Below are 24,936 nucleotides of genomic sequence, written 5' to 3' on the forward strand. Positions count from 1 at the left end.
TTGTAAATGAAATTAGATGCAAGTAGAGTTTGTAATGGAACATATGGGAAAGTGTATATAGATGGTGAGTGGCAGTCTCATGTTAATGAATGTACTGCTGATGTTGAAGTAGATGTAAAAGACATTACTACATGTGGTAGTGAGTGGGTAGGACACAAATGTGGAGCCAAGAAAGGATCAGGAAGTATAAAAGGCTTCCATGTAACGAGTAAAATGATTAAGCAAGGATTTAAAAGATTTGAACTATTAACTAGCCTTGAAGATCCTGAAGCTTATGGACATGAGCGTATTCGATTAATAAATTGTATGGCTACTAAGGTGAATTTAGTTAATTTCAAAGGTGGAGAAGTAGTAGAAGAGGAAACTCCTATAGTTTTCGACGACTATGAGTTAGTAGATCCAATAGAAGCGGAATAAGAATAAAAAAATGAATTTTAGGAGGAATGTGTAATGAGTAATGTAAATGAAGAAAAAATACTAAATATGAAAGAAGGAGACATATTAAATCAGCTTTTAACAGGCGAAGAGGAATTACCTACTGCAACAGTAATAATGGATAGATTAAAAATCAAACTAGAATTAAAAGGATTAACAGAAAAAGAAATTAGTAAAATAAAAAAAGAGTGTACTACTAGAGAAAAAGTTAAAGGAAAAGGATGGCAGAAAAAATTAGATGATAATGAGTTTGATGCGGGACTAATTGTAGGAGCTACTACAAATATAAATTGGAACGATCCTAAATTATTAGAAAGCAAAAATGTAAGTGATGGAAAACAGTACATTAGTAGAAAACTACTGGCTGGTGAAATAACAAACCTTGTAAACAAAATTTTGGATTTGAGCGGATTCAATGATGAAATTGAGGATGCTGAAGATATAAAAAACTAATAGAGTCAGGAGGACGAATCACAGGGCTTTATAATTTGTTCGTAAAGCACAATATGTCTCCTGACTTTGTTATGTCTAGGAACTCTATAGTGAGGAAACTTCTCCTCACTTTTTCTAATTATGAAATAGAGCAGGAAAAGAAATCTTGTGAAGAGGCTAGGAAGTGATATAGCTGGCTAAAAAAGAAATATATAGGATTGGAATAGGAATTACTGTTTCTGGAGATAAAGAAACCAAAGCCAAACTTTCTACTGTAGAAAAAATGGCAGAGAAAACTAAGAAAAAAATGAAGGCACTAGATAAAATAAGAGCAGGGCCTTCAGCGAAGTTAAAGGATAATGCTTCAAAAAAAATAGATAGAATTAAGTCTAAAACAGATAAATTAAATAATAAAAAAGCTAAAATTAAATTAGAAGCTAAAGATAAAGCTTCTAGAGTTATAGGCAGAGCACAGAAAAAGATAAATGGATGGATAAAAACTGGTGCTAAAAAAATAATTTCTATAGGCTTAGCTGGTACAGTTGCATTAGGTGGAGTCGGTATTGCTTCATCTATTAAAACCTTTAGTGATTTTGAATATGGAATGAAGACTGTACAAGCCACAAGTCAAGCAAGCCGGTCAGATTTAGTAAAACTGACCGATACTGCTAAACATTTAGGGGCTACAACTGCTTTTAGTGCAAAAGAAGCTGCTAGCGGAATGAATTATCTTGCTATGGCAGGATATAAAACAAATGATATTATATCCTCTATGCCAGGGCTGTTAAATGCAGCAGCGGCAAGTGGAGAAGATTTAGCTAGCGTATCAGATATTATTTCTGATGCAGTTACATCTTTTGGATTGAAAGCATCTGATACGTCTCGTTTATCGGATGTTATGGCAAGTGCAAGTGCTAATGCTAATACTAATATAGGTTTACTTGGAGAGTCTTTTAAATATGTTGGTGCTACTGCTGGTGCCATGGGTTATAGCGTTGAAGATGCTAGTATTGCTTTAGGACTAATGGCTAATGCTGGTGTAAAAGGAAGTATGGGTGGTACAGCATTAAAAAATGCAATGGTTAATATGGCTAGTCCAACTGATAAAATGCAAGCAATAATGGACAGATATAATATATCTGTGACAGATTGCAATGGTAAAATGAAATCTCTTAAAAGTGTAATGGATATGTTAAGAGAAAAGATGGGAGGACTAGACAAGGCTACTCAATCGGCAGCTGCTAGTCATCTTTTTGGAAAAGAAGCTATGTCTGGAATGCTTTCAATTATAAATGCAAGTCCTCAAGATTATGATAAATTAACAAGTGCTATATATAATGCAAAAGGTGCTTCAGAAAAAATGGCTAATACTAAATTAGATTCTCTAAGTGGACAATGGACTATATTAAAAAGTGCAGTTGAAGGAATGCAAATAGAACTTGGAGAAAGACTAGCACCATATGCAAAGCAATTTGTTAGTTGGTTAACAGCAAAGATGCCACAAATAACAGATAAAATTGTTAAGTTTGTAGATTATATAAGTAAAAATACTACTAAAATTAAGGCACTAGCTAAGAGCATAGCTGGCATAGGAGCTGCTAGTATTGGATTTTCAGTAGGTAATAAAATTGGTAGTACTATTTCAGGAATAAGCAAATTTTCTAAAATATTTAAAGGTGCTAAAGTGGCAGAAGGAACAGCTAAGGCTGCTAGTGGATTAAAAAAGTTTGGATTATTAGCAAAAATACTTCCAGCAGTATTAAGTCCAGCAGGTCTTGCTATAGCAGCAACTGCAACAGTAGCAGGAACAGCATATGTAGCAAATTCAAACCTAATGAAAAGAAGTATCTCTGATACTACTGAAGAATTAGGTCCTATGGAAAAGATAATGAATGTTCTTAATGGACGCATTCATAAGTCTAAGGCTGAAATGCAAGGGATGGGACTAATTTATGAAGACTTTGGCAAGAACATTGGTAGTGGTTTTAAAAAGAGAGTAGAAGAATCTACTAGATCTATAAGAGACTTCCAACTTTACTTGAATGAAATTAATTTAGATGGGAAAATAGATAAAAATGAGAGCAATGAATTTGATAGAAAAGTAAATGAAATGTGCAATAGCGCTATAAAAACTATTCAATCTAAAAAAGATGAAACTCAAAAAGCCTTTAGAGATTTATTTATGGATGATGGGAAGATGAGTGCTAGTGAACAATCTACATTAGATTATTTTAATAAAAAATATGATGTTCAAGTAGGGAGCGAAAAAAAATTACAAGAACAAATCTACAATGTTAAGAAAGAAGCAATTGCAAAGCATGGTAAATTATTAGATGAAGATATTAAAAAAATTAAAGAGTATCAAGATCAAATGACTAAAATTCAGCTTGAAGCAGTTGGTGGAAATGCAGACGAAATAAATTATGCTAAAAACAAATTTAAAGCAAGAGCACAGGGATTGGACATAAAGGATGCTTCAACACTACTAAAAGAATCAGCTAAAAAAAGAGATGATTCTATAGTAGAAATAAAAGCTAAGTATGACACATACATTGATAAATTAAAGTCTGAGTTAGAAAACCCAAAGCTTGATGCAGCTAAAAGGGGTCATTTGGAATCAACATTAAATGAACTTGAAAAAGCTGAAGCAGGGAAAATAAAATCACAGCTCAAATTGCACAATGAAAATTTAAATACATTATATTCATACAATCCGAATTTAAAAGGAAAACTTAACAAATATACAGGAGCTGAATTGACTGGAGAAGATATTGACTCTCAAGGTGCATTACAAAAAATGAGAGAAAGTTATAAAGGGCTTGAACAAATAACTAGAAGTGGTAACTATAGAATATATGATTCTAATAGTAAAATGTGGCAGAATCTTCAAGCAGTAGTTGATAAAAATACTGGCGAAATAACAGGCTTATATAACATTCGTACAGGAGAATGTGGAGGATATACAGATCAATTATCAAGCAAAGTCAAGGAACTTTCCAGGAGTCATACAGATTTAAATATGAATGCTACACAAGCTTTAAATTTACTAAATCAAGCTTATGTTGATGCAAAAGGAAGAATAGTTACTAGTGCAGGAGAAGTAATAGCTAATTTAGATAATGTAACAAGAGGTGCTAATGGTACAACAAATGGTATATTAACTCTTAATGGAACACCTATAAGAATTTCTAGTAATGCAGATGGGACTATAAACAATATGGATCAAGTAAGAGGTGCTGTTAATAATATACCTAACTCTAAAAACATTCAGACTAGTAGTAATGCTGATAAAACAAAAAGCAAAACAGATAACCTTACTAGTTCCGTTAATAATATACCTCAATCTAAAACTATTACAATAACCACAATCTTTAAAAAAGTATTTAAGTGGATTGGAGAGAAAGCAGCCAATTTAAGTAGAAATGTAGGACCTGCTATGCCATTAATACCAGGAACTGCAAGTGGAACTAGTCAATTTAAAGGTGGACTGTCCACAGTAGACGAAAAAGGTTGGGAACTATCGGATAGGCCAGTTTCAATTATAGGACAACATAGAGGTAATCCATTAACTTATATGTCTAGAGGTACTAAAATATTGAATCATATGCAATCAGTAAGAGATATGAAAGCTGAAGTAGATAGACAAGTAAATAGCAGTATTTCAAAGCAACCTCCTCAGCAACAAATTCAGTATAAAGTTGTACAACCACAGCAACAATTGCAAGTAGCTGGTATGGGAAATGTTAATCTAGGAGGGATTAATGTAAACATACAGGATAACGGAGATGTTGATAAAATAGTACAAGAAGCAATGAATGATTTTGGATATAAGCTAAAAGAAGCTCTTACAAATATAAAAAAATAGGTTATAATAATTATATAATTTATGTAAAAAGGGGAATAAAAATGAAAAAAGTAATTACTATCTTAATATGTTTTTTGTTTGCTTTTAGTTTAATAGGTTGTAATAGAAATAATAAGATAGAAAAAATAGCGGATACTGATAATCAAGCTATAAATAATATTTCTGAAAATGGTATTGATGAATATTTTACAATATTAGATGAAACAATAAATGGATATGTGAAGTTATCTAATGAATTTAAAGAAAAATATAAAACTTATTCTAAAAATCAATTGATTGATTATGATAATAAAATAAAAAAATATATTAAAAGGTTTGGTGAAGCAAGAGAAAAAGTAGGAACTTATAATGATAAGTTTAATGAAGTTTATGATAATGTATTAGGAAGTCTAAGGAACTTAAGTGAGGCATCGAATATATTGATTAATGAAGATAAAACAATAGAAAAAACAAAAAATAAAGCAATAAAAAAGTATAATGAAAGTGTAGATAAAATGGAAGGTATATTAAAAAATAAAAAAAATTTAAAAAATATGATATTAGAAAGTTCAAACTAAAAAATACACTCTTATTAATATAAAGAAGTAATTAAGAATTTTTTCTATATATGATATATTATATCATAATATGTTATAATATATCAGAAAAGGGGGAGGGACTCATGAAAAAACTTTTAATTACTATTATTTTAGTACTAACTCTAATTAGCTTGATAGGTTGTGGTAGTAAAAATGAGAATAAAAATAGTACCAAGGAAACTAAAACAGTATCACAGCAAAATAAGAGTGAAAAAAATAAAGAGATAGAAGAATCAAAACAAGAAGTTGTAGACGATAATAAGAATTTAAAGAACAATGAAAATAAAAATAAACCTATTGAACCAAAAGATCATAAATCAGAAATAAAAACGTCTATAAAAGATACATTTAATAATGGAGATTATACAAATGCAAAACTTACTAGTATAACTATAAATGAAAATTTAGGAACTGATGTATCTAATGATTATATAGCACTTGTATATCTTAAATTTGATATAAAGAATAGACGTAAAACAGGAAATAAAGTTATGAGAATGTACTCAGATGATTTAGTTGCAAAATTAGCAGATCAAGGAATAACAGATATAAGTGAAGCAGCAATATTTTGGGAAGATGAATACAATAGCAGAAGTGTTAAATATGCATATGAATATAAAAATAAAGGATTTTATATTATGGATGTTGCAGGAGAGTAAATAGTAAGTTAAATATAAATTTTAGAGATGCTAGTTTTTAGTGTCTCTTTTTTGTTGTAGGAATTTTATGATTAGAAATAAATTGCCAACAATATAATAAAAAAATATTCTAAAGTGAGGTGGTATACATTGGACGTATATTTAAGAAATGATAAAGAAAAACAAACTTTTCATTTTCCTGTTAACCCGATAGATAATATAACTGTAAATAGAAGTAAAAAATATAATACTGTTGATATTTTAGATGTAGGTGAAGTAGATTTAAGTGATAAAGGTAAGAAAATAAAAGAAATAAGCTTTAATACATTGTTACCTGTTGAGTATGATACTTATTGTAGATATAGAAGTATTCCTAATCCAGTTGAAACTATAGCTAAATTAGAAAAATGGATGGAGCAAGAAGATCCATTAAGGCTTATAATTACAGATTTTAATTTTAATAGTTTAGTAAAAATATCTGATATATCAGAAGAAGGAAGAGCGGGGGAAGATGGAGACAAGTATATAAACATTAGATTTAGAACACATAGGGATATAAAAATACAGAAATTACCTTCTAAAACTGCTACAAAAAAAGTTACTTTGAAAAGCAATAGACCAAGTACAAAATCTAATTCTAGAGTGTATACAGTTAAAAGTGGAGATTCTCTTTGGAAAATAGCTAGGTGGTGGTATGGCAACGGAGCTAAATGGGGTATTATATACCAGAAAAACAAAAGAGTTATAGGATCTAATCCAAATAGAATATATCCAGGGCAAAGATTGGTGATGTAATGGAGATTATTCTTAGAAATAAATATAAAATAGAAAACTTAGTTAAATCAATTTTGTTAAGTGAAGCGTTAGATGGAATAGCTTATACATTGGAGTTACAAGTTGCTAAAACAGAAGAATTAAAAAGATTAGGAATTCCTAAAGGCTCAACAATAAAATTAATAGATATTAGTGCAAATACTAATAAATCTACAGTAATATTTAATGGGATTGTTTGGACAAGAAATTCTTCTAATAAAAATAAAGAAATGCGTCTCAGATGTAAGGAAAGGACAGTATATGTAGAAGAGAGTGAAGATGAATATATCTTTCCAGCAGGGCAGACAGCTACACAAAGGATAAAAAAATATTGCTCTGATTGGCATATACCTTATGCTAGTTTAATTAACACAGGAGTTAAGTTAGCTAAAACCAAGTGTAGAAGAGAAAGTATTTTAAGCATGATGTCAAAGGATATTAAAGAAACCGCACAAAAAGGTGGCAGTTTATATAAGATTAGAATGTTAGATAGACTTAATATAATTAAATTAGGAAGTAATAATACTATATGGAGATTAGAAACTATAGCAGAAGATATAGAGGAAACTAGTAGTTTACAGGGAGCTGTAACTCAAGTCAAAGTTCTTGGAAAAAATGATAAAGATGAAGCTAAATCTCCTGTAATAGGTGTTTATAAGAAAAATATAAATTATGGCACATTACAAAAAGTTGTGCAAGATTCAAAAGTGACTAATGGAGAACAGGCTAAGAAAAAAGCTAATTCACTATTTAATACAGGAGAAGAAAGTGTAAAAGTATCTTGTGCTAAAGATATAAACACTATTAGAAGTGGAGATGTAGTTAGTCTAAATGGAACTAGATACTATGTTATAGATATTACACATAGAATAGGAAGCAATGAAGGCATGGATATTACATTAGGCCAATGGGATTATGTGAAAAGGAGGTTCTACAGTGGAGATATTTAATGAGATAGCAAGGACAATAAAGGAAGATACAAAAGGAAGTATAAGTACTGCAGTTACATCTTTAGAACTTCAACTTGGGACTATAACTAGTACAGGACTTAAAGTTGATAATTTTAAATATGAAATTAAAGATTATTTAATGCTAGATTATTTAAAGTTAGAAAAAGAATATAAGACTGAAATTGCAGGAGAGCACCCACATAGCCACATAATTAAAACTCCTAAAGAATTAAAAGCAATATCCACTGGTAATAGAGTGTTGGTAGCAACAGTTGGAAATGAATACATTGTAGTAGGGAGAGTTGCAAATGCCTAGTTTATTTCCAGAAGATATGAACTTTGAAGAAAATAATATAGAAGAATTGGAGGAACCTTTACAATTTAAGGGTTCTTATTTATTTGATTTTTCTAAGGGTGAATTTGTAAAAAATCCTGATGGAACTTTAGTTAAATGTGATGATTTGCAAGCATATAAACAATGGTGTGAAATTGCTATGCTAACAGATAGATATATGTATGTTTTTAGTGAGTTATTTGGACAAGAATTCCATGGAGCATTAAAAAATAATTTAAATAACAGTGCTTTAGAATTAGAAATAAAAAGAATAACAAAAGAAACTTTAATGGTGCATCCACGAAGCAAAGATGTAACCAATTTTTCTTTCAAATGGTCTGATAACAAAGAAGAAGTTCATTATAAATATGAAGTTATTACAATATACGAAGAGAAATTTACACTCAATAAGATTATGAAAGTGGGGTGATATGTTTGAGTATAGAGGATTTTATACCAGATTATTTAAAAGAAGATGCAGATACTATACATGAAAGAATGTTAGAAAAAGCTCCATCAGGAGTAAGTACAATAGAAGGAGATTTCTTTTGGGATATAACACGACCAGTAGCTGAAGAAATAGGAGAATATACACAATTAAAATTAATTCATGATATACAATTACCTTTTGTTAAATATAGTTATGGACAGTATTTACAATCCAAAGGGGAAGAAGAAGGGGTTTTTATTAAGCCAGCGGTTAAAGCTAGTGGAAATGTACAGATAAAAGGAACAAATGGAACAATTATAAAAAAAGGAAAAATAGTTGGAACTACAGCAACAGAAGAAGTTGAGAGTATAGAATTTGAAGTGGTTGAAAGTAATGAAATTGATGAAAGCGGTGTAGTTGATGTTAAAGTACAATGCTTAAAAGCAGGAACAATAGGTAATGTGTGTAAAGGTAGCATAAATGTATTAATGTCACCTATAGCAGGAATTAAAAGTATTATAAATTTAGAAGATTTTACAAGTGGGATAGATATAGAAAAAGACGTTGATTTAAAACAAAGAATATTAGAAAAAAAGCAAAAGCCAATTACTTCAGGAAATAAATACCATTACGACAAGTGGGCTAAAGAAATAGAAGGTGTTGGTGATTCAAAAGTATTTCCGTTATGGAAAGGACCAGGAACAGTAAAGGTAGTTATTGTAAATAGTAACAAAAGATCTCCTGATAAAAATTTAATAGAAAAAGTATTTAAGCACATAGAAGAAAATAGACCTATAGGAACAACGGTTACAGTAACTGGTGCAGTAGAAAAAGATATAAAAGTTAATGCAAAAATACTTTTAGCTAGTGGTTTCAATATAGGTGGTATTCAAGCGGAGTTTATTAAACTTCTAGATAATTATTTGAAAACTATTTCTTTTAAAACGACTTATATTAGTATAGCAAGAGTAGGAAGTTTACTTTTAAGTACTCCAGGAGTATTAGATTATACAGAGTTGAAAATAAATAATTCTACAGCTAATATTGGTTTAGAAAACGAAGAAATACCTGTATTAGGTACTATAGAATTGGGGGTGTAATAATTGTACCCTGATAAAATAGATAAATTTACAGAAAAGTTTAATAAATTAGATAACAATACTTATGTTATTGAGGAAAAAGTAAATGTAACAGATGGTATATATAAAGGATATTTAAAACATGACAATGTAAGTAAAACTAGTGTAAGAGTTTATACTGGTTCTAAATTAACTGGTTCTAAATTAGAGAACTTTATATTGTCTACTCCATCTAAAATGCCTTGGAAGTTAGAAATTAAAATATTTTCATCTATAAGTCCTGTTTATATTACTTATGAAACTCAAGGCGATACTATTGAGGCAGAAGATATAAATAAAGTTCAGGGAAGCATAGTTAATACACAAACTGCATTAAATAGGGAAATTGATAGAGCAACTACTAGTGAAGATGATATACGAGATAATTTAAGTAAAGAAATTAATAGGGCTAAAGATACTGAGAGTACTTTAAATGATAATATTAATAATGAAAATGCTAGGGCAACTAAAGCTGAAAAAAATATCAATAATAATCTTAATTCTGAGATTAACAGGGCAAAAAATAGAGAAAATGTTATAGAATGTGATTTAAATAATTATAAGCAAAGTAATGATTCAGAAATACAAAAATTAAAAGAAAAAGATGTTCATTTAGATAATGTAAAATCTGATAAAACATATGTATATACTGAATTAAATAAAAGATATTTAAAAGACCAGGTATTTACTAAGGAAGAAGTACTAAAAAAAATACAAAATGTTATAGGAACTGCACCAGAAGCACTAGATACTTTAGGAGAAATTGCAAGAGCTCTAAATAATAATAAAGATTTTGCAGCAACTATGACAAGTCAGCTAAGTAAAAAAGTTGATAAAGTTCAGGGTAAAGATTTAAGTGATGAGAATTTTACTAATGTGGAAAAGATAAAGTTAGCGGGTATTCAAAATAATGCAAATAGATATGTACATCCACAAAATCACCCAGCAACCGTTATTGTACAAGATGAAACCCATAGATTTGTAAGTGATGTAGAAAAGAGAGTATGGAATAATAAAGTTAATAAGTCTGGTGATACTATAACAGGCTCTTTAAATATAATTGGTATAGCAGCAGATAGACCTTTAGTTGTAAGAGGAATATCAGGATGTGATGGTTCTAGTGAAACACCAAGCGAATTATATTTTAATTATGATTCAGACTTACCAGTACATTTTGGTACTTCTATTATAGTAGATCCTAAAAGAAAAATTATTAGTGCTACAAGTGATAATACATGTAAATTAAATAATAAAACATATAATTACTATTTGGATTATAACAATTTTACTAATAAACCAGATGTTTATACTAAAAATGAAAGTAATAATAAATTTGTAACAAAAGGACAATTAGGTGATGCAGGTTATGGAGATATGCTTAAATCTGTTTACGATAAAAATAATAATGGTAAAGTTGATGTATCAGAAAATGCTGAAAAATTAGGTGGAAAATCTCCAGGAGATTTTGCACCATCAGGATATGGATTAGGGACTTTATGCACACAAGCTGGGGGAGATTGGAACAATTATTGTTACAATACAGGATTTTATATGGGGCAGGGATTGAAGAATTCACCGACTAAGTCAGATTGGTACTATATGATTATAATGGTTCATAGGTCAGATAAAACTGGGTGGTGTTCTCAAATGGCTATAAATTTTGGAAATGCAAAGATGTATATAAGAAATCGAGTTAATGGGGTTTGGAATGAATGGGATTTAATTTTAAATGATAAAAACTTGACTACTTGGAATGACTTAAAGGGGGTATAAGTTATGTATGGTTCTATAAAATATGGTGTAAATAAATATGGACAAGAACTTATAGTAACAGAGGACGAAATAGAATTATATAGACCAGATTTATTAGCTTGTTTACCTCCATTTTTAAGAGAAATACCAGAATTTAAAGCATGGAATGATGTTGTAGGATATGAAATAGCATTATTAAATTGGAAAAGACAAGATTTACTTAAACAGTGTTTCATAGATACTGCTACATGGGGATTGTATCTTTGGGAAGAAGAATATGGAATACTTGCAGATTTAAATAAAAGTTATGAAGAAAGAAGAGAAATAGTAAAGGCAAAAAAAAGAGGACATGGGACTGTAACTAAAAAATTAATAAAGAATATTGCTGAAGCTTTTAGTGGTGGAGAATGTGAAGTTATAGAACACACTGAAAGCTATTGTTTTACAATAAAATTCATAGGTATTAAAGGTATTCCTAAAAATTTAGCAGCCTTTAAAGAAATGATAGAAATAATTAAGCCTGCACACCTTGATTATGATTTTAAATATACTTATACAGTATGGAATTTCTTAAAAGATAAAAACTTAGTTTGGAACACTAAAAAAACTTGGAATCACTTAAAAGTTTATTAATAAAGGAGATGATAAGCTTGAAAACTACAGGTAATTATGGTTTAAAGAAACCAGATGGAAATGATGTAGTAAACATTGATGACTTAAATTATAATTCTGATGTGATTGATAGAAAACTAAAAGAAGTTGAAAATAAAGCATCTAATATAAAAGTTCCAGTAACTTCTGTTAATGGTAAGACGGGCAATGTAGTGCTTACAGCAGATAATATAAAGGTAGAAGGAAGTAAGTCACTTAAGTCGCAATTTGATGATATGACGACTTCAATTGGGAATAAAAGTTCTCTAAAGACTTCCAATAAAACAAACCTTGTTAATGCAATTAACGAGCTTTTTACTTCTGGCAATAATGTTAAGAGTAACACTGTAGACGCATTATTGCGATTAGATGATAGTCTACAGCTTAGTAGGAATAGTAACTGGAGTGAAATAATAAAACAAATTGCTAATGTAGAAACTGGTTATGGTGTTGGAGATATAATAGAACCTAACAATATTGAAATAGTTGGTGATAATGTATTTAAACATGCTTGGAATCGTGAAGACGTAGACCTTAATGCGGATATAATTATTGATAGTGATAGTAATATTTATTTTTCAGATGGATCGACTTTGTTTGAAATGTCAAAAGAGGGTAAAGACATTTGGAAAAGTGAATATGGGTATAAAAGCTATTGGCGTATAACTAAATTAGCAATAGATAAAAATGATAATATTTATTATGGCAATGATGATGGAACAGTTAGTAAAATTAGTAGTACTGATCTAGGAGGAAGGGCATGGTATAAATACATTAATTTTGGCCATTATTGTGATTGGTATATAGATGATATATTAATTTCCAAATCATATTTGTATGTTACAGGTTATTATCATGAAGATGGGGTAAAAGACCAATTAATATTAAAAATGGATATAGATGATGGTAACATAATATGGGGTTTGCAACCAAATTGTAGCTGGCTTGAGATTGCTATCGATAATGAAGGATTCCTTTGGTATTATAATAATGATTTTCTCAGAAAAATTTCTAATGATGGGGAAACCATTTTAGAAATTCCACTTGCTATTGAAGATAGCGAAGAAATAGCTTTTGATAAACAAAATAATATTATTATGTCTTATTCTAGTAATATAGTTAAAATGTCTTGTGATGGAAAACAAATTTGGAGAATTATTAATTATGATGTCGCTGACGGTTCTTTATATGTTGATAATAATAATGATATTCTTACCTTTTCTTTAAATAAAACGTCTAAAATATCTAGTAAAGGAAATATAGATTGGTCATATAGAAGTTGGGGGAAAAATGCAACAGTAGATGAAAAATCAAAAGATATTTATTTTGGACATATGTATGGAATAACTAAGGTAATCTTACCAAAAATTAAATATAAAATTGTTAAATAAGGAGAGATGTTTATGAAGTATCTATTTTATGATGAAAGTGGAATTGTATATCTTACATACAGTGTAGCTCCACCAAAAAATTTACTAGACAACAATGATTATGTTTCAGTAGATTTTTTAGATGATCCAACAATAAAAGAAGGTAAAAAAGCTATACTAAAAATTAATAAGGAGAATAGACAGCCTTTTTACGAATATATAGATGTTCCAGTATCTAAAGAAAAAACTTTAGAAGAGAAAATTCAAACATTAACTGAAAACTTAGCTAAAGAAAAAATTAATAATATGAAGAAAGATTCTTTAGCTACTAAACTTACAAAAGAATTAGCTAATTTAAAAATAGAAGTTATGAAATTAAAGAAAGGTGGTAATGAATAATGAGTTTTTGGAAAATGGCTTATGATATGAGAGCAATAGGAGTAGATTTATTAATGCAAGCAGTTGTATGTGTAGAAAATCCTTTTGGAGAAATAACACCAGAAGAATTTAAAACTATATGTGGACAAGAGTTTACTTCACAATAGAAAAATAATATGTACATTTATACTTATTAGTGTATATTGTTGTGTATTTATAAATTGTAGTATGTATTGTATAATTTCCCAGAAGGGGGATTTCACATGGCTACTATAAGAAAAAATATAACATTAGATCCACAAGTATATGAAGATTTTTGCAAGATAGCTGAAACCAAAGGAATAAGAATGTCAACTTGGATTAATGCAAAGATGAAAGAGTTTGTAGAGAAAAATGAAGCAGCTCTTGAAGAAATGAAAAATAAAATGTAAGAGTATCTACATATTATATGAAAGGAAGCGATTTTTATGGCAAATAAATTAAATGGTGAAGAAGGAATAAAAAGTGTAGGTGCATTACAAGAATTTTATTTTGCATGTAATAAAAAGAATGGTCCTATGACTGTAGACATTGATGTATTATTTAAAAGAAACAGAAAGTTAGCTTTTCATTGTTTAGTTCCTATTGTTATAGCATTTGATAACACTAAAACAGCAATATCTATAATGTGGGAAGAAGCTGACTATACAAGAGAAGAATTTAGAGAGATAGGTTTATATGGTACATACAGCTGCCAATATATAAAGATGAAATATCTAAAAACTAAAAGAATTCTCGAAATAAAATCAAGTGATTCAAATAAAATTATTAGAGTTAATGCTATATAAATAAAGGGCACTCAATAGAGTGTCTTTTATTTATAGTACAATAGTATATATTTATAGATATAAATGTATATTTTGGGTAAATGAAAAATATTGCGATACAACTGAATAAAATATTTAAGGCAAAATTAAGACCTGCAGGTCTTTTTATTTTGCCTATTTTTAATAGAAAGAAGGCATTAAAATGGATAAACAAAATATTTTTAACACAGTAGTAGCAGGAATAGGAACTTGGTTTACTTATGTTTTTGGAGCATGGGATACTGCATTAGCAGTATTAATTGGTTTTATGCTTATAGACTATTTAAGTGGGATAGTTGCATCGTATACTAATAACATTCTTAATAGCAAAATAGGATTTAAAGGTATTTTAAAAAAGAGTTTAATATTATTAGTTTTAATACTAGGGGTGCTATTAGATAGATTACTTAATGATGGAACATGGGTATTTCGTACTCTTATTTGCTACTTCTACATAGCAAATGAAGGATTAAGTATTATAGAAAATGTAGGGAAGTGTGGTGTGGATTTTCCACCAGCAATAAAAAATGCTTTAACACAATTAAAGGAAGAAAATAAGAAGAATATTAAAGAGCAGGACAAATAGTTTTGTTCTTTTTTGTTTATCAAAAATTGAAGGTTAGGAGGAATACTAATGAATATTAGAAATGCAAATTTAAGTTTTGGAAGTATGAGTTATGGAAATAACCCACAAGAGATTGATTTACATCACGCAGAGGCTAGTTCTTGTACAGTTCAAGCAATACATGATTGGCACAAAAATGGCAATGGCTGGGCAGGAATAGGATATCATTATTTTGTTAGAAAGAATGGGGAGATATGGAAAGGAAGACCTGATAACGCTATAGGTGCTCATGTTGCAGGACATAACACAAATACATTAGGTGTTTGTGCAGAAGGTTCTTATATGACGGAAACAATGCCACAGGATCAAAAGAATGCAATTATAGAATTAGGTAGATATCTAAAATCTAAATATGGAATTAATAAAGTATATGGACATAGAGAAGTAGGAAGTTCTAATTGTCCTGGGACTAATTATCCATTAAATGAAATTAGAAATGCTATACTAGGGGGCTCTTTTAGTGGCTCAGTCTCGACATCAAGTAGTAGTTCAAGTTCCTCTAATAGTGGAATAGTTTATGGACAAGGTGGAGCAGGTGGAAAATCCTACTACAATGTAAAAGAGGTTCAAACGATGCTAACTAAGATAGGTTATAACTGTAATGGGATAGACGGTATCTGGGGAGCAGGTACTTTAAATGCTGTAAGATGTTTTCAAAAAGATTGTGGACTTACAGTAGATGGAATAGTTGGTAATAACACATATAGAAGAATAAAAGCAAATTATCAAGCTATATTAGATAAAGAAAAAGGAATTTCAAAACCTTCAACAAATTCAAATGGATTATACAGGGTTAGAAAATCATGGTCAGATTCTAAAAGCCAAGTAGGTGCTTACAAAGATATAAATAATGCAAAAGAAGAATGCAATAAACATACTGGGTATTCTGTATTTGATGCAAATGGAAAAGTTGTTTATTCAAAAGCTAATAGATCTACACCTGAAAAGGAAAAACCATCTACTTCTGCAAAAAATTCAATAGTAGGACAAAGTCAAGTATCTGCAGAGCAAATGGCTCAATTTGTATTAAAAAATAACAGCAAACCAAATATAACTTGTACTATACAAGAATTAGCCAAATTATTCTCAGAAGAAGGTGCTAAGGAAGGAATAAGAGGAGATATAGCCTTTTGTCAAGCTATAAAAGAAACTGGATTCTTTAAATATGGTGGAGATGTTAAATCTGGACAAAATAATTATGCTGGTATAGGTGCTACTGGTGGAGGTGTAGGAGGTGCTAAATTTTGCACACCTAGACAAGGTGTTCAAGCACAAATACAACATTTAAAAGCTTATGCAAACAAAGAAGCTTTAAAACAATCACAAGTAGATCCAAGATTCGGATTAGTTACTAGGGGTATTGCGCCTAACTGGGAAGACCTTAATGGTAAATGGGCAGTTCCGGGTACTAATTATGGACAAGAAATTTTAAAATTATTTAATTTAATGAAACAAATAAAAATAGAAAAAGTTACAAAAGCAGAAAATTCTAGTTTGATTTTATATTATGGAGATTTTGATAAAAAAGGAGCTGAAATATTATCAGACAAAATAAATGTGCCATATATGGCCTTGAGAGATTTCAAAGACTATAATTTTAAAACATTATTTAATAAAATTTATATGGTAGGAGGTACTGAAAAAACTATTGATAATTGTGTATCTTTTGCAGGTAAGGATAGATTGGATACCTTACAACAGGTTTTAGATTATATAAAATAAAAAAATGTGGAAAGCTTTATTTAGAAATTTTAAATAATAAAATGGGTAGTTTCGTATTTAAGACTACCCATTTTATGCTAATTATGCTAAATAATTTTGTATGTTTTCTTCAGCACAACCCACATGTTCTCTATAATAATTCATTCCCTCAATAGCGTCGTCAAAAGAGTTTATTATTAATTCTTCATAATTATTTAAATCATTAGAAGATGTAATAAGTATTCTGCTTTTACCAGTCTCTGATTTTGTAGTATTTTCTACTACTATATTTTTAAATTTATTTTCAAGTTCTTCTTTAGTTAAGTTTGAAATCATGTACTGCTTTCTACCATTTAGTTTTAATCTTACGAAACTATAAAAAGCTTTTATGTCAAAATAATTGCCTGTATAACCAGTTCGTATGTATTCTAAAGATTTATTATTTTTAATAAGCATATCTTTTACAATAGTAAAACATTCTCCAGAATTAATTTTATTGTTAGCAGGTGATTTCTTTATTTTATTTTCTTTAGATTGTATTTTTTTATTGAGTTTATTTTCTTTTTCTTTACAATATCTTAAATATATTTCGGCACAAACTTGACAATCACTAGAAGCTCTGTGACTATCTAAATCTAAATTTAAATGCTTTTTTATAGTAGGCAATTTATGATTAGGTAATTTTTTGAATATTTTTCTACTTAATTTAACAGTATCTATTTTATATTTGCTACCAATGCGTCTTTTTACATAATAAGAATTAGCAAGTAAAAAACCAATATCAAAGTCAATATTATGGCCTACTATAGGTAAATCATCTATAAAATCTATTAGTTTACCAATACATTCATTTATAATTGGTTTATTTTTAACAGCTTCATCGGATATAAAGGTTAAATTCCAAATTTTATTTGGTATATGTATTTCAGGGTTTACTAAAGTAGAATATTCATCAATAATTTTTCCGTTTTTATATTTTAGAGCACCAATTTCAATTATTTTGTCATCTGTAGAATCTAAACCTGTTGTTTCAAAATCAATAACTACAAATTCATTAAATATATCATTTGATTCAAATATATAGTTATTTTTTAAACTCCATGAAAATTTTTCAATATGTTCTAATCTTGTATTTATATCTTTTAAAATATCAGGATCTAAGGTTTTAAACAGTTCAGATTTTTTATATTTTCTAAGTTCAATATAGTTATTTTTAATATTTTGTAATAGTTCTTTTTTTTCATCAGAAGATAGCCCATAACAAGTATTTTTATAGTCATTCCATTTATTGGTGAAACTATCGATTTCATTTTTTAGTTGACAATAACATTTTCTACAGAATCCATTTCTATATTCTCTAAAGAATAGCCAAAATTTTTTATTACACAATTTACAGTTACTCATTCATAAATCTCCTTTTTATTTACAATGTATATTTATATATTAACTTTCATTAATGTCTTATAATAAATAATCGTGGTTAAATATCAAAACATAAGGTATATCATCTTTATTACTATCAGCATCTGCTTTCTATCTACTAGCCGCCTCTTTGGAAGGTAGCTACCCCTTTTTAGGCAAAAATTACATTCTCTACATCCATTCATATTACAAGTGTTCATGCTTATTTTTCAAAAAAATAGCTACAGGCTCTATTTAGGTAACCAAAAAAAGGAGCAATTAGATACCCTTTTTTTCACCTTTTTTAAAAAAATAGATACCTCTTTTGAAGTAAAAACACATTATATTGGATAAGTTATTTTATAAAAATTAAAGTGTATACAAAATTACTTTAGATTTTAATTAAAAGAGTAATTTGTATACATTTTTGTATACAAGATAAAACTTGATATAACTAAGATTTAAGAAGATATGTATACATAAAAATTTTGTATACACATTTATTTTTGAAATAGTTATTAGTTACCTTGAATTTTAATAATAATTGTACAAAATGTAAAATTTTATAGTATAATATGATGGATTATTAATATAACTAAGGGGGAAAAGTAGATGAAACATTTGTTTTTAGAAAAAATTTTTAAGTATGATGTTAATAAAAGAAAAAAAGGAAATCTAGAAGGATATGTTTATAATTCAAAATTAGGATATTGGGTAGATAGGCTAATGAATCCATGTATAAGTGATGTGAATTTTATAAAACCTCAAACTAAAAAATGTGACATTGAAACTGGGGAGGATAAAAAAGGTGAATAAAGTTGATTATTTAGTTATTGCTGATAGTAAAGATTTTACTAGTGATTATATAACAATAGAATTAAATAAGAGGAATAAAAATTACTTAAGGATAAATAGAGATAATTTTAACAGTTATGAGATAGAATGGGATGTACTAAATGAAGTTTTAAAAATAGGGATACAAGATACAATATATGTAATTAATAAAGATTTAAAAGGAGTTTATTATAGAGCACCAGTATATATAAGATATTATTCGCAAAGTAACTATGAAGAACAATTATATAAAAGTCAATGGATGGCATTTGTAAAAAACATTATATGTTTTGAAAATGCAAAGTGGATTAATAATCCAGTAGATACATATAAAGCAGAAAATAAAATGCTTCAATTGAAATATGCAAAGGAATTAGGTTTTTTAGTTCCTAAAACTGTTGTAATTAATTCTTCAAGTCCTTTAATTAATGAAGAAAAATTATATGCAGTAAAATCTATTGATACATTATTTCTTAGGAATGGAGAAGAAGAATGTTTTTTATATACCAATACTTTAAGTGGGGAAAATATAAACAATGCTGAATTGAGATTAGCTCCGTTAACAATACAGGAATTAATAACTCCCAAAATTGATTTAAGAATAACTGTAATAGAAAATAATGTATATTCAGTAAAGATTATAAAAAATGATAATGGAATTAAAGATGATTGGAGAAAAGAAAAAGAAGATGTTAAATTTATCCCAATAAATATACCCAAAGAAATAGAAAATAAATGTATAAAATTAATACAAAAATTGGGGCTTAAATATGGTGCTATAGATATGGCAATTTGCAATAATAATTATTATTTTATAGAAATTAATCCAACTGGGGAGTGGGCGTGGTTAGTGGAAACTGCTAAATTGCCAATATATAAGAGTATTGTAAATGTATTAACAGAATAGGGGAGGGTTATTATTTTAAAGTTTTTAAGTGAAAATGTTTTTCCAATGATAGGAAATTTGAATACTGAAAAGAAACTTAATACAAAAATAAATGAAATCAATACTTACGACAGTGAAGATATATATGCATATCCATGTGAATTTATTAAATTTGATGACTTTTCAAGAAAAAATCATGTTGAAAGAGAATACAATAAATCAATAGAAAGAATAAAACAATTTGAAGAAAAAGCAAAAGCTAATTTAGTTGCTATATCTATTTCTGTTACTATAATGTTTGGATTAGTAGATACTCTAAATCAAATATATGAAAAATATAATAACTTATTGATGAATATTATACTTAGTATTAATAGTATATTGATTATATTTTTTATGCTATATGGGGGAATAATTGCACTAAAAGTACTTATGGAAAAAAATATTGTATATAAAATAAGTGTTAAAGAATTACAATTAAGTGATGAAAGTCTAAAAAAAATTTACGGAATGGATGCTGAATTAAATGAAATTAATAATACCATAAGAAACAATTATATAAATACAAGTTATAAATGTATAAGAAATGCTTTGATTTTATTATGTATTATATTTATATTAGGAGTATTACCAATTAATAATAAAAGTGATAAAGTGAGCAGTGAAAAAAAAATAACTTTATTTGATAAACGGTTGTCAAATTTACAGAAAACAAAAGATTATACTAATAATTTAATAAAAGAACAAAATGATACTATTAAGAAATTAATAAATAAGTTATCTACATTAGAAAAACAGTTTAAAAATTAAATAAAGAAAGTGGTACAGTTAAAAATAAATAATATATTAGTGTAATATTTATTTTTTATGTAATTTTATAATATTATTTTCTTTTTTTTATAGATATTTATATGGTTTAAAAGTATATTGGTTATATAAAAGGATATTGGCTTTGTTTCTAGAATAATTACATATACTGGAATGAGGTGGTTTATGTGGTTAGAAATAGACTTAAAGAAATTCGTATGAGAGAGTATTTAATGAACCAAAAGGAGTTTTCAGAAAAAGTATTAAAGTTAAGTCTAAGTACTTATAATCCTATAGAACAAAATAAATCACAAGGTAATATAGAAACAATATTAAAAATAGCTAAGGCTCTTAATAGATCAATAGAAGAAATATGGTATATGGTCTAATAAGGGCCTTATTTTTTTGCTTTAAAATACGCATATACAAATTTTTTATGTGGACAGGCAACAATATACGTATATATACATATAAATATATTAAAAGAATGAAAAATACACACAAAGCCATATGTAGATTTTCACTCATAAGTCATGAATTTTAGTCAAATGTGTGTAAAAGTGATTAAATAGGAGGTGTTTGTTTTGTCTAAAAGGATACAAGTAAGCTTTAAAGAAAATAAAAGAGACTTAGCACTTTATAAATATGTGAAAAATAAAAATGATATAAGTTGCTTTGTGAAAGATGCTATAGAATATTACTTCCAATGCAATAGTTTAGGAAATGAAATTAAAAGCAGTGTATACAGAGAAAAATTTGATATTTAAACAAAAAAATAAAAGCCTCTAAAAGGCTAAAAATATGCCAAGACGCTAAAAGTGAGTTACACTTGCTATCGCTTCGTTTCTCTACACTTCTAGCTTATGCAAAGGATAAAAAAGTGTTACAAATATATAGTTAAAAAACTGCAAGTTAATAATTTGTTTACATGAATTTACTAATTATTTCTACTGCAGTAACGATTCCTATACCAATCCAAGTTAAAGGACACATAAAAAAACCTTCTTTCATTTTATTAATTTAATCTTAGTATTTATCAAAAATCAATATTTTATACAGGGGGATTTATGAAAATATGTATTATTTATTCTAATACTAAAGTTGAGAATTTTAAAAGGAAGCAAAGGAATAAACATAACTCTAATGTTGAGCTAGTAGCTAAACATATTAATTCAAATAATAGATTAAAGAAAGAAGCAATACTTGTCTTAGGAACTATTTTCTATGTTCAAGATGTAGTTTCAGCTGCAGGTGATTTAGGAAAGATAGACAAAGCAGGAAACACAATTTTAGATATTGTTAGAAAAATAGGATATTGGTGTTGTATTATAGGTTGCATAATAGATATAGTAAAAAGTTTAATGCAAGGAGATACAAAGTCAATTGGTAAAATAATGATGAAGTATGCATTAGCATTTACTGCATTATATTTTTTCCCTTGGCTACTAGATCTTATCAAAGGAATATTTTCTTAGGAGGATTTATAATGGAATGGATAAAAAAACTTATAGAAAGAGGTCAATATCATGCACCAGAAAATAGTTTTGTATTCAGAAATAAGCTATTAGAAATTTTATCTACTAATGCTTATTGGATATGTATGTTTATGGGCATAGGAGGTATATTAGCATATTTATGTGGATATAAAAAAGCTGGGAGATTAACTAAGTTTTCTATAGTAATATATTGGGTGGTTGCTGCGATATGCTCAAAAAAATAAAATCAATGAAATTAAGAGATTACTTTGAAATACAAAAAACTAATTATAAGATTTTAAAACTTACACCAGATACAAGCATAAGAAACTATAACAGTTTTAATATAGCTAAAGCTATTCAGTATATGTATAAAAACATATCTAAAAGAATTCACAGAGAAGAAAAGAAATTCATAATTGAAACTTCAACAAAATGTTCTTATATGATTGATATACAAAGAAATAATGTAGATTTTTATTTTGTAGTTCCAGAAAGATATTTGGGACTCATAAAGGAAAAAATTATAGAAACATGGCCTAAGGTTACTATTGAAGAAGTGGACAATATAAAAGAATTTTCTAATAAAGCGATGAAATGCCAATTAAATTATAAGAAGGAAGATGCTCTTAGTTTACGACTAGATAAAAAGTCTAATGAGCCTTTAAATTCTATACTTAATGTATTAGACATTTTAAAAGAAGATGATAGAGTAGGAATATTTTATAATTTTGAACCTGTAGTTCAAAGGGGATGGAGAATAGAATATCAAAGGACTATAAATAAATTAAAAAATAATGAACCTATAGACAAAGAAAAATTTAATGTTAAATACATTATAAAAGAAGGAATTATCTTATTGATGAATTTATTGCAAGATTTATTAGACATAGTAGGGGATTTTGTAGGAGTAGAAAACAATAAAAAAGAACCTTCATTAGCAGAAGTAGCAATAACTTCTTTAATGGTAGAAGATAAGAAAAAGTTGAGTAGAAGTACAATAAATAAAAAAGATTCTATTGTACTTAATACACAGATACTTGTGTTATCTGAAAGTAAAAATATTAAAAGAAAAGAAAATAATGCAGTAGCAGTATTAGAATCATATAATTCTATTAGTGAAGATAACGAGTTGATATATAAGAAAATAAAAAATGTTAAGAAAAACAATTTCTATGTTACAGATTTTAAAATAGCTGGAGTAGAAGAAAATAAATTAAGTATAGAGGAATGCCAAAATCTTTTACAACTTCCAGGAAGGAAATTACTGCAGCAACATAAGGTTATACAAAAAATAGATACATTAGAAACAGAAGTGCCAGAAGAATTAAGAAAAGGTTCTAAGCTAATAGGCATAAATGAATATAAGGGAAGTAAACAAAATACCTATTTAACTACAGATAAAGATTATAAAAATTTAGCGCTTACCATAGTAGGTCCAACTAGAAGCGGAAAGACTTCATTTATGGGGAATATAGCAAGAAATAGTATAGATGCAGGAGAATGTATTATAGTTTTAGATTATATAGAAAACTGTTCTTTGAGTGATGATATAAAGAAATGTATTCCAAATGATAAGGTGTTAGAAATTAATCTATATGATCATACTAAACTTCAAGGGCTAGGATATAATGAGGCAGTATCTGATAGTGATGATACGTTTATACAATATGAAAGTGCTAAAAAGCAAACAAGTCAATTGATTACATTAGTAAATTCTATCAACATTTCTAATAGTGATTTTACACCTAAAATGGAAAGGTATTTAACTTCAGCTAGTTTAGTAGCATTTATAAATAATGGAGCTATCAAAGATGTATTTAAAATACTACAAAATCATAATTTCAGGAAAAAATGTATAAATAATATACCTGATAATCAAAGAGAAAACTTAGAAGAGTATGTAGAATATTTAAAGGAACTAGATGAATGGTCTAAAGGCACTAAGGATAATCCATCACAGATTATAGGAACTCATTTTAGTTATATTTCTGGTATTATAGATAGAATCCAAAAATTAAAATCTAACACTTATATGGAACTTATGTTAAAAAAAGATTGTAGTGAGAATGTTAATTTGTTAGAGGAAATTAACAAAAATCAAGCTATATTTATAAAAATGCCTGAGAACATGTTTGCAACACCAGAAGAGAGAGACATAATGACTACTTACTGGTTAACTAAAATATGGATGTGTGCACAAGCTAGAGCTTGGAAAATTAAAGATAGATATAAAAGAAAGACTGTTACTGTATTTACAGATGAGATAGCACAATTGAAAAGTTCTGAAGAATTTATAGGAAATAAATTAGATCAAACAGCTAAATTTGGAATTAAGTTTATATTATCTACTATGTATATAAATCAACTAAGGATTAGAGAAAAGTTAAGAACTGCTAATACCTCATATATAATTATCTCAGGATCAGATAAAGTTAATTATATGGAATTAAAGGATGAATTAAAGCAATTTGGATATGAGTTAGAAGATCTTATGAATTTAAAAAGATTTTATTCACTTAATTATATAAAATATGAAAAAGGGTATTGGGCAGGGATTACTAAATTACCATTACCAATAAAGTAGGAATAATCTTCCTGCTTTATTTTATTGTGAA

28 protein-coding genes are annotated in these 24,936 nt (G+C 28.0%); 27 read left to right on the forward strand and 1 reads right to left on the reverse strand.

The genetic code is table 11. From position 1 onward, the window contains the following. Positions 1 to 6 precede the first annotated feature (6 nt). The 19 genes from ABDZ71_RS04910 to ABDZ71_RS05000 all read left to right on the forward strand — a co-directional run bounded on the left by ABDZ71_RS04910 (position 7) and on the right by ABDZ71_RS05000 (position 16,936). The gene (locus tag ABDZ71_RS04910; protein WP_343759428.1) at positions 7 to 417 is read left to right on the forward strand and encodes a phage tail tube protein; all 411 of its coding nucleotides are present in this window, start codon (positions 7 to 9) and stop codon (positions 415 to 417) included. A gap of 33 nt (positions 418 to 450) precedes the next feature. Next, positions 451 to 888, forward strand: a complete 438-nt coding sequence (locus tag ABDZ71_RS04915; protein WP_343759429.1) for a phage tail assembly chaperone — start codon at positions 451 to 453, stop codon at positions 886 to 888. A gap of 262 nt (positions 889 to 1,150) precedes the next feature. After that, positions 1,151 to 4,732, forward strand: coding sequence for a phage tail tape measure protein (locus tag ABDZ71_RS04920; protein ID WP_343759431.1), 3,582 nt, complete (start codon positions 1,151 to 1,153; stop codon positions 4,730 to 4,732). Positions 4,733 to 4,773: 41 nt separating this feature from the next. After that, complete coding sequence (locus ABDZ71_RS04925; protein WP_343759432.1) at positions 4,774 to 5,289, forward strand: hypothetical protein; 516 nt, start codon at positions 4,774 to 4,776, stop codon at positions 5,287 to 5,289. A gap of 104 nt (positions 5,290 to 5,393) precedes the next feature. After that, positions 5,394 to 5,969: an LptM family lipoprotein gene (locus ABDZ71_RS04930; RefSeq protein WP_343759434.1), complete on the forward strand. Its 576-nt coding sequence runs from the start codon at positions 5,394 to 5,396 to the stop codon at positions 5,967 to 5,969. A gap of 129 nt (positions 5,970 to 6,098) precedes the next feature. Beyond that, a complete protein-coding gene (locus tag ABDZ71_RS04935) occupies positions 6,099 to 6,743 on the forward strand; it encodes a LysM peptidoglycan-binding domain-containing protein (RefSeq protein WP_343759435.1) in 645 nt (214 codons plus the stop codon). After that, positions 6,743 to 7,711 (forward strand): XkdQ/YqbQ family protein, encoded by a 969-nt coding sequence (locus ABDZ71_RS04940; protein WP_343759436.1) that lies wholly within the window; start codon positions 6,743 to 6,745, stop codon positions 7,709 to 7,711. The genes ABDZ71_RS04935 and ABDZ71_RS04940 overlap by 1 nt, the downstream gene beginning before the upstream one ends. Then, positions 7,698 to 8,027, forward strand: a complete 330-nt coding sequence (locus tag ABDZ71_RS04945) for a hypothetical protein (RefSeq protein ID WP_343759438.1) — start codon at positions 7,698 to 7,700, stop codon at positions 8,025 to 8,027. The genes ABDZ71_RS04940 and ABDZ71_RS04945 overlap by 14 nt, the downstream gene beginning before the upstream one ends. Then, complete coding sequence (locus ABDZ71_RS04950) at positions 8,020 to 8,475, forward strand: DUF2634 domain-containing protein (RefSeq protein WP_343759439.1); 456 nt, start codon at positions 8,020 to 8,022, stop codon at positions 8,473 to 8,475. Before ABDZ71_RS04945 ends, ABDZ71_RS04950 begins: the two co-directional genes overlap by 8 nt. Before the next feature lie 5 nt (positions 8,476 to 8,480). Continuing rightward, entirely contained in the window at positions 8,481 to 9,575 is a 1,095-nt protein-coding gene (locus ABDZ71_RS04955; protein ID WP_343759440.1) for a baseplate J/gp47 family protein, read from the forward strand. A gap of 3 nt (positions 9,576 to 9,578) precedes the next feature. Next, positions 9,579 to 11,366 carry a pyocin knob domain-containing protein gene (locus tag ABDZ71_RS04960; protein WP_343759442.1) on the forward strand — a complete coding sequence of 596 codons (1,788 nt, stop codon included), beginning with the start codon at positions 9,579 to 9,581 and terminating at the stop codon, positions 11,364 to 11,366. Between the two features lie 3 nt (positions 11,367 to 11,369). Then, on the forward strand, positions 11,370 to 11,978 hold the full coding sequence (locus ABDZ71_RS04965; protein ID WP_343759443.1) for a YmfQ family protein: 609 nt from the start codon (positions 11,370 to 11,372) through the stop codon (positions 11,976 to 11,978). Positions 11,979 to 11,995: 17 nt separating this feature from the next. Next, on the forward strand, positions 11,996 to 13,387 hold the full coding sequence (locus ABDZ71_RS04970; RefSeq protein ID WP_343759444.1) for an NHL repeat-containing protein: 1,392 nt from the start codon (positions 11,996 to 11,998) through the stop codon (positions 13,385 to 13,387). A 12-nt stretch (positions 13,388 to 13,399) separates the two neighbouring features. Beyond that, entirely contained in the window at positions 13,400 to 13,765 is a 366-nt protein-coding gene (locus tag ABDZ71_RS04975) for a hypothetical protein (RefSeq protein WP_343759446.1), read from the forward strand. Continuing rightward, positions 13,765 to 13,911 (forward strand): XkdX family protein, encoded by a 147-nt coding sequence (locus tag ABDZ71_RS04980; protein ID WP_343759447.1) that lies wholly within the window; start codon positions 13,765 to 13,767, stop codon positions 13,909 to 13,911. The genes ABDZ71_RS04975 and ABDZ71_RS04980 overlap by 1 nt, the downstream gene beginning before the upstream one ends. Positions 13,912 to 14,007: 96 nt before the next feature. After that, entirely contained in the window at positions 14,008 to 14,175 is a 168-nt protein-coding gene (locus ABDZ71_RS04985; protein ID WP_343759448.1) for a hypothetical protein, read from the forward strand. A gap of 36 nt (positions 14,176 to 14,211) precedes the next feature. Continuing rightward, complete coding sequence (locus tag ABDZ71_RS04990) at positions 14,212 to 14,571, forward strand: hypothetical protein (protein ID WP_343759450.1); 360 nt, start codon at positions 14,212 to 14,214, stop codon at positions 14,569 to 14,571. 181 nt (positions 14,572 to 14,752) lie between these two features. Then, entirely contained in the window at positions 14,753 to 15,175 is a 423-nt protein-coding gene (locus tag ABDZ71_RS04995; protein ID WP_343759451.1) for a phage holin family protein, read from the forward strand. Between the two features lie 48 nt (positions 15,176 to 15,223). Further along, a complete protein-coding gene (locus ABDZ71_RS05000) occupies positions 15,224 to 16,936 on the forward strand; it encodes an N-acetylmuramoyl-L-alanine amidase (RefSeq protein ID WP_343759453.1) in 1,713 nt (570 codons plus the stop codon). An 81-nt stretch (positions 16,937 to 17,017) separates the two neighbouring features. Here ABDZ71_RS05000 and ABDZ71_RS05005 read toward each other — a convergent pair whose 3' ends face one another. Next, on the reverse strand, positions 17,018 to 18,319 hold the full coding sequence (locus ABDZ71_RS05005; protein ID WP_343759455.1) for a 3'-5' exonuclease: 1,302 nt from the start codon (positions 18,317 to 18,319) through the stop codon (positions 17,018 to 17,020). 609 nt (positions 18,320 to 18,928) lie between these two features. On the opposite strand from ABDZ71_RS05005, the gene ABDZ71_RS05010 reads away from it, so the two are divergent. The 8 genes from ABDZ71_RS05010 (at position 18,929) to ABDZ71_RS05045 (ending at position 24,905) form a co-directional block, all read left to right on the forward strand. Next, on the forward strand, positions 18,929 to 19,132 hold the full coding sequence (locus tag ABDZ71_RS05010) for a hypothetical protein (protein ID WP_343759456.1): 204 nt from the start codon (positions 18,929 to 18,931) through the stop codon (positions 19,130 to 19,132). Beyond that, positions 19,125 to 20,057, forward strand: a complete 933-nt coding sequence (locus ABDZ71_RS05015; RefSeq protein WP_343759457.1) for an ATP-grasp domain-containing protein — start codon at positions 19,125 to 19,127, stop codon at positions 20,055 to 20,057. Before ABDZ71_RS05010 ends, ABDZ71_RS05015 begins: the two co-directional genes overlap by 8 nt. A 45-nt stretch (positions 20,058 to 20,102) precedes the next feature. Next, positions 20,103 to 20,846: a hypothetical protein gene (locus tag ABDZ71_RS05020; protein WP_343759458.1), complete on the forward strand. Its 744-nt coding sequence runs from the start codon at positions 20,103 to 20,105 to the stop codon at positions 20,844 to 20,846. Positions 20,847 to 21,031: 185 nt separating this feature from the next. Next, entirely contained in the window at positions 21,032 to 21,232 is a 201-nt protein-coding gene (locus ABDZ71_RS05025) for a helix-turn-helix transcriptional regulator (protein ID WP_343759460.1), read from the forward strand. Between the two features lie 195 nt (positions 21,233 to 21,427). Continuing rightward, a complete protein-coding gene (locus ABDZ71_RS05030) occupies positions 21,428 to 21,610 on the forward strand; it encodes a hypothetical protein (protein WP_343759461.1) in 183 nt (60 codons plus the stop codon). 300 nt (positions 21,611 to 21,910) lie between these two features. After that, a complete protein-coding gene (locus tag ABDZ71_RS05035; protein WP_343759463.1) occupies positions 21,911 to 22,318 on the forward strand; it encodes a hypothetical protein in 408 nt (135 codons plus the stop codon). Positions 22,319 to 22,329: 11 nt separating this feature from the next. Continuing rightward, the gene (locus ABDZ71_RS05040) at positions 22,330 to 22,563 is read left to right on the forward strand and encodes a hypothetical protein (protein WP_343759465.1); all 234 of its coding nucleotides are present in this window, start codon (positions 22,330 to 22,332) and stop codon (positions 22,561 to 22,563) included. Continuing rightward, positions 22,548 to 24,905 carry a type IV secretory system conjugative DNA transfer family protein gene (locus ABDZ71_RS05045; RefSeq protein ID WP_343759467.1) on the forward strand — a complete coding sequence of 786 codons (2,358 nt, stop codon included), beginning with the start codon at positions 22,548 to 22,550 and terminating at the stop codon, positions 24,903 to 24,905. Before ABDZ71_RS05040 ends, ABDZ71_RS05045 begins: the two co-directional genes overlap by 16 nt. The last annotated feature ends 31 nt before the right edge of the window (positions 24,906 to 24,936 follow it).

Origin of the sequence: Clostridium oceanicum (genome assembly GCF_039521385.1) — a bacterium.
Lineage (GTDB): Bacteria > Bacillota > Clostridia > Clostridiales > Clostridiaceae > Clostridium_F > Clostridium_F oceanicum.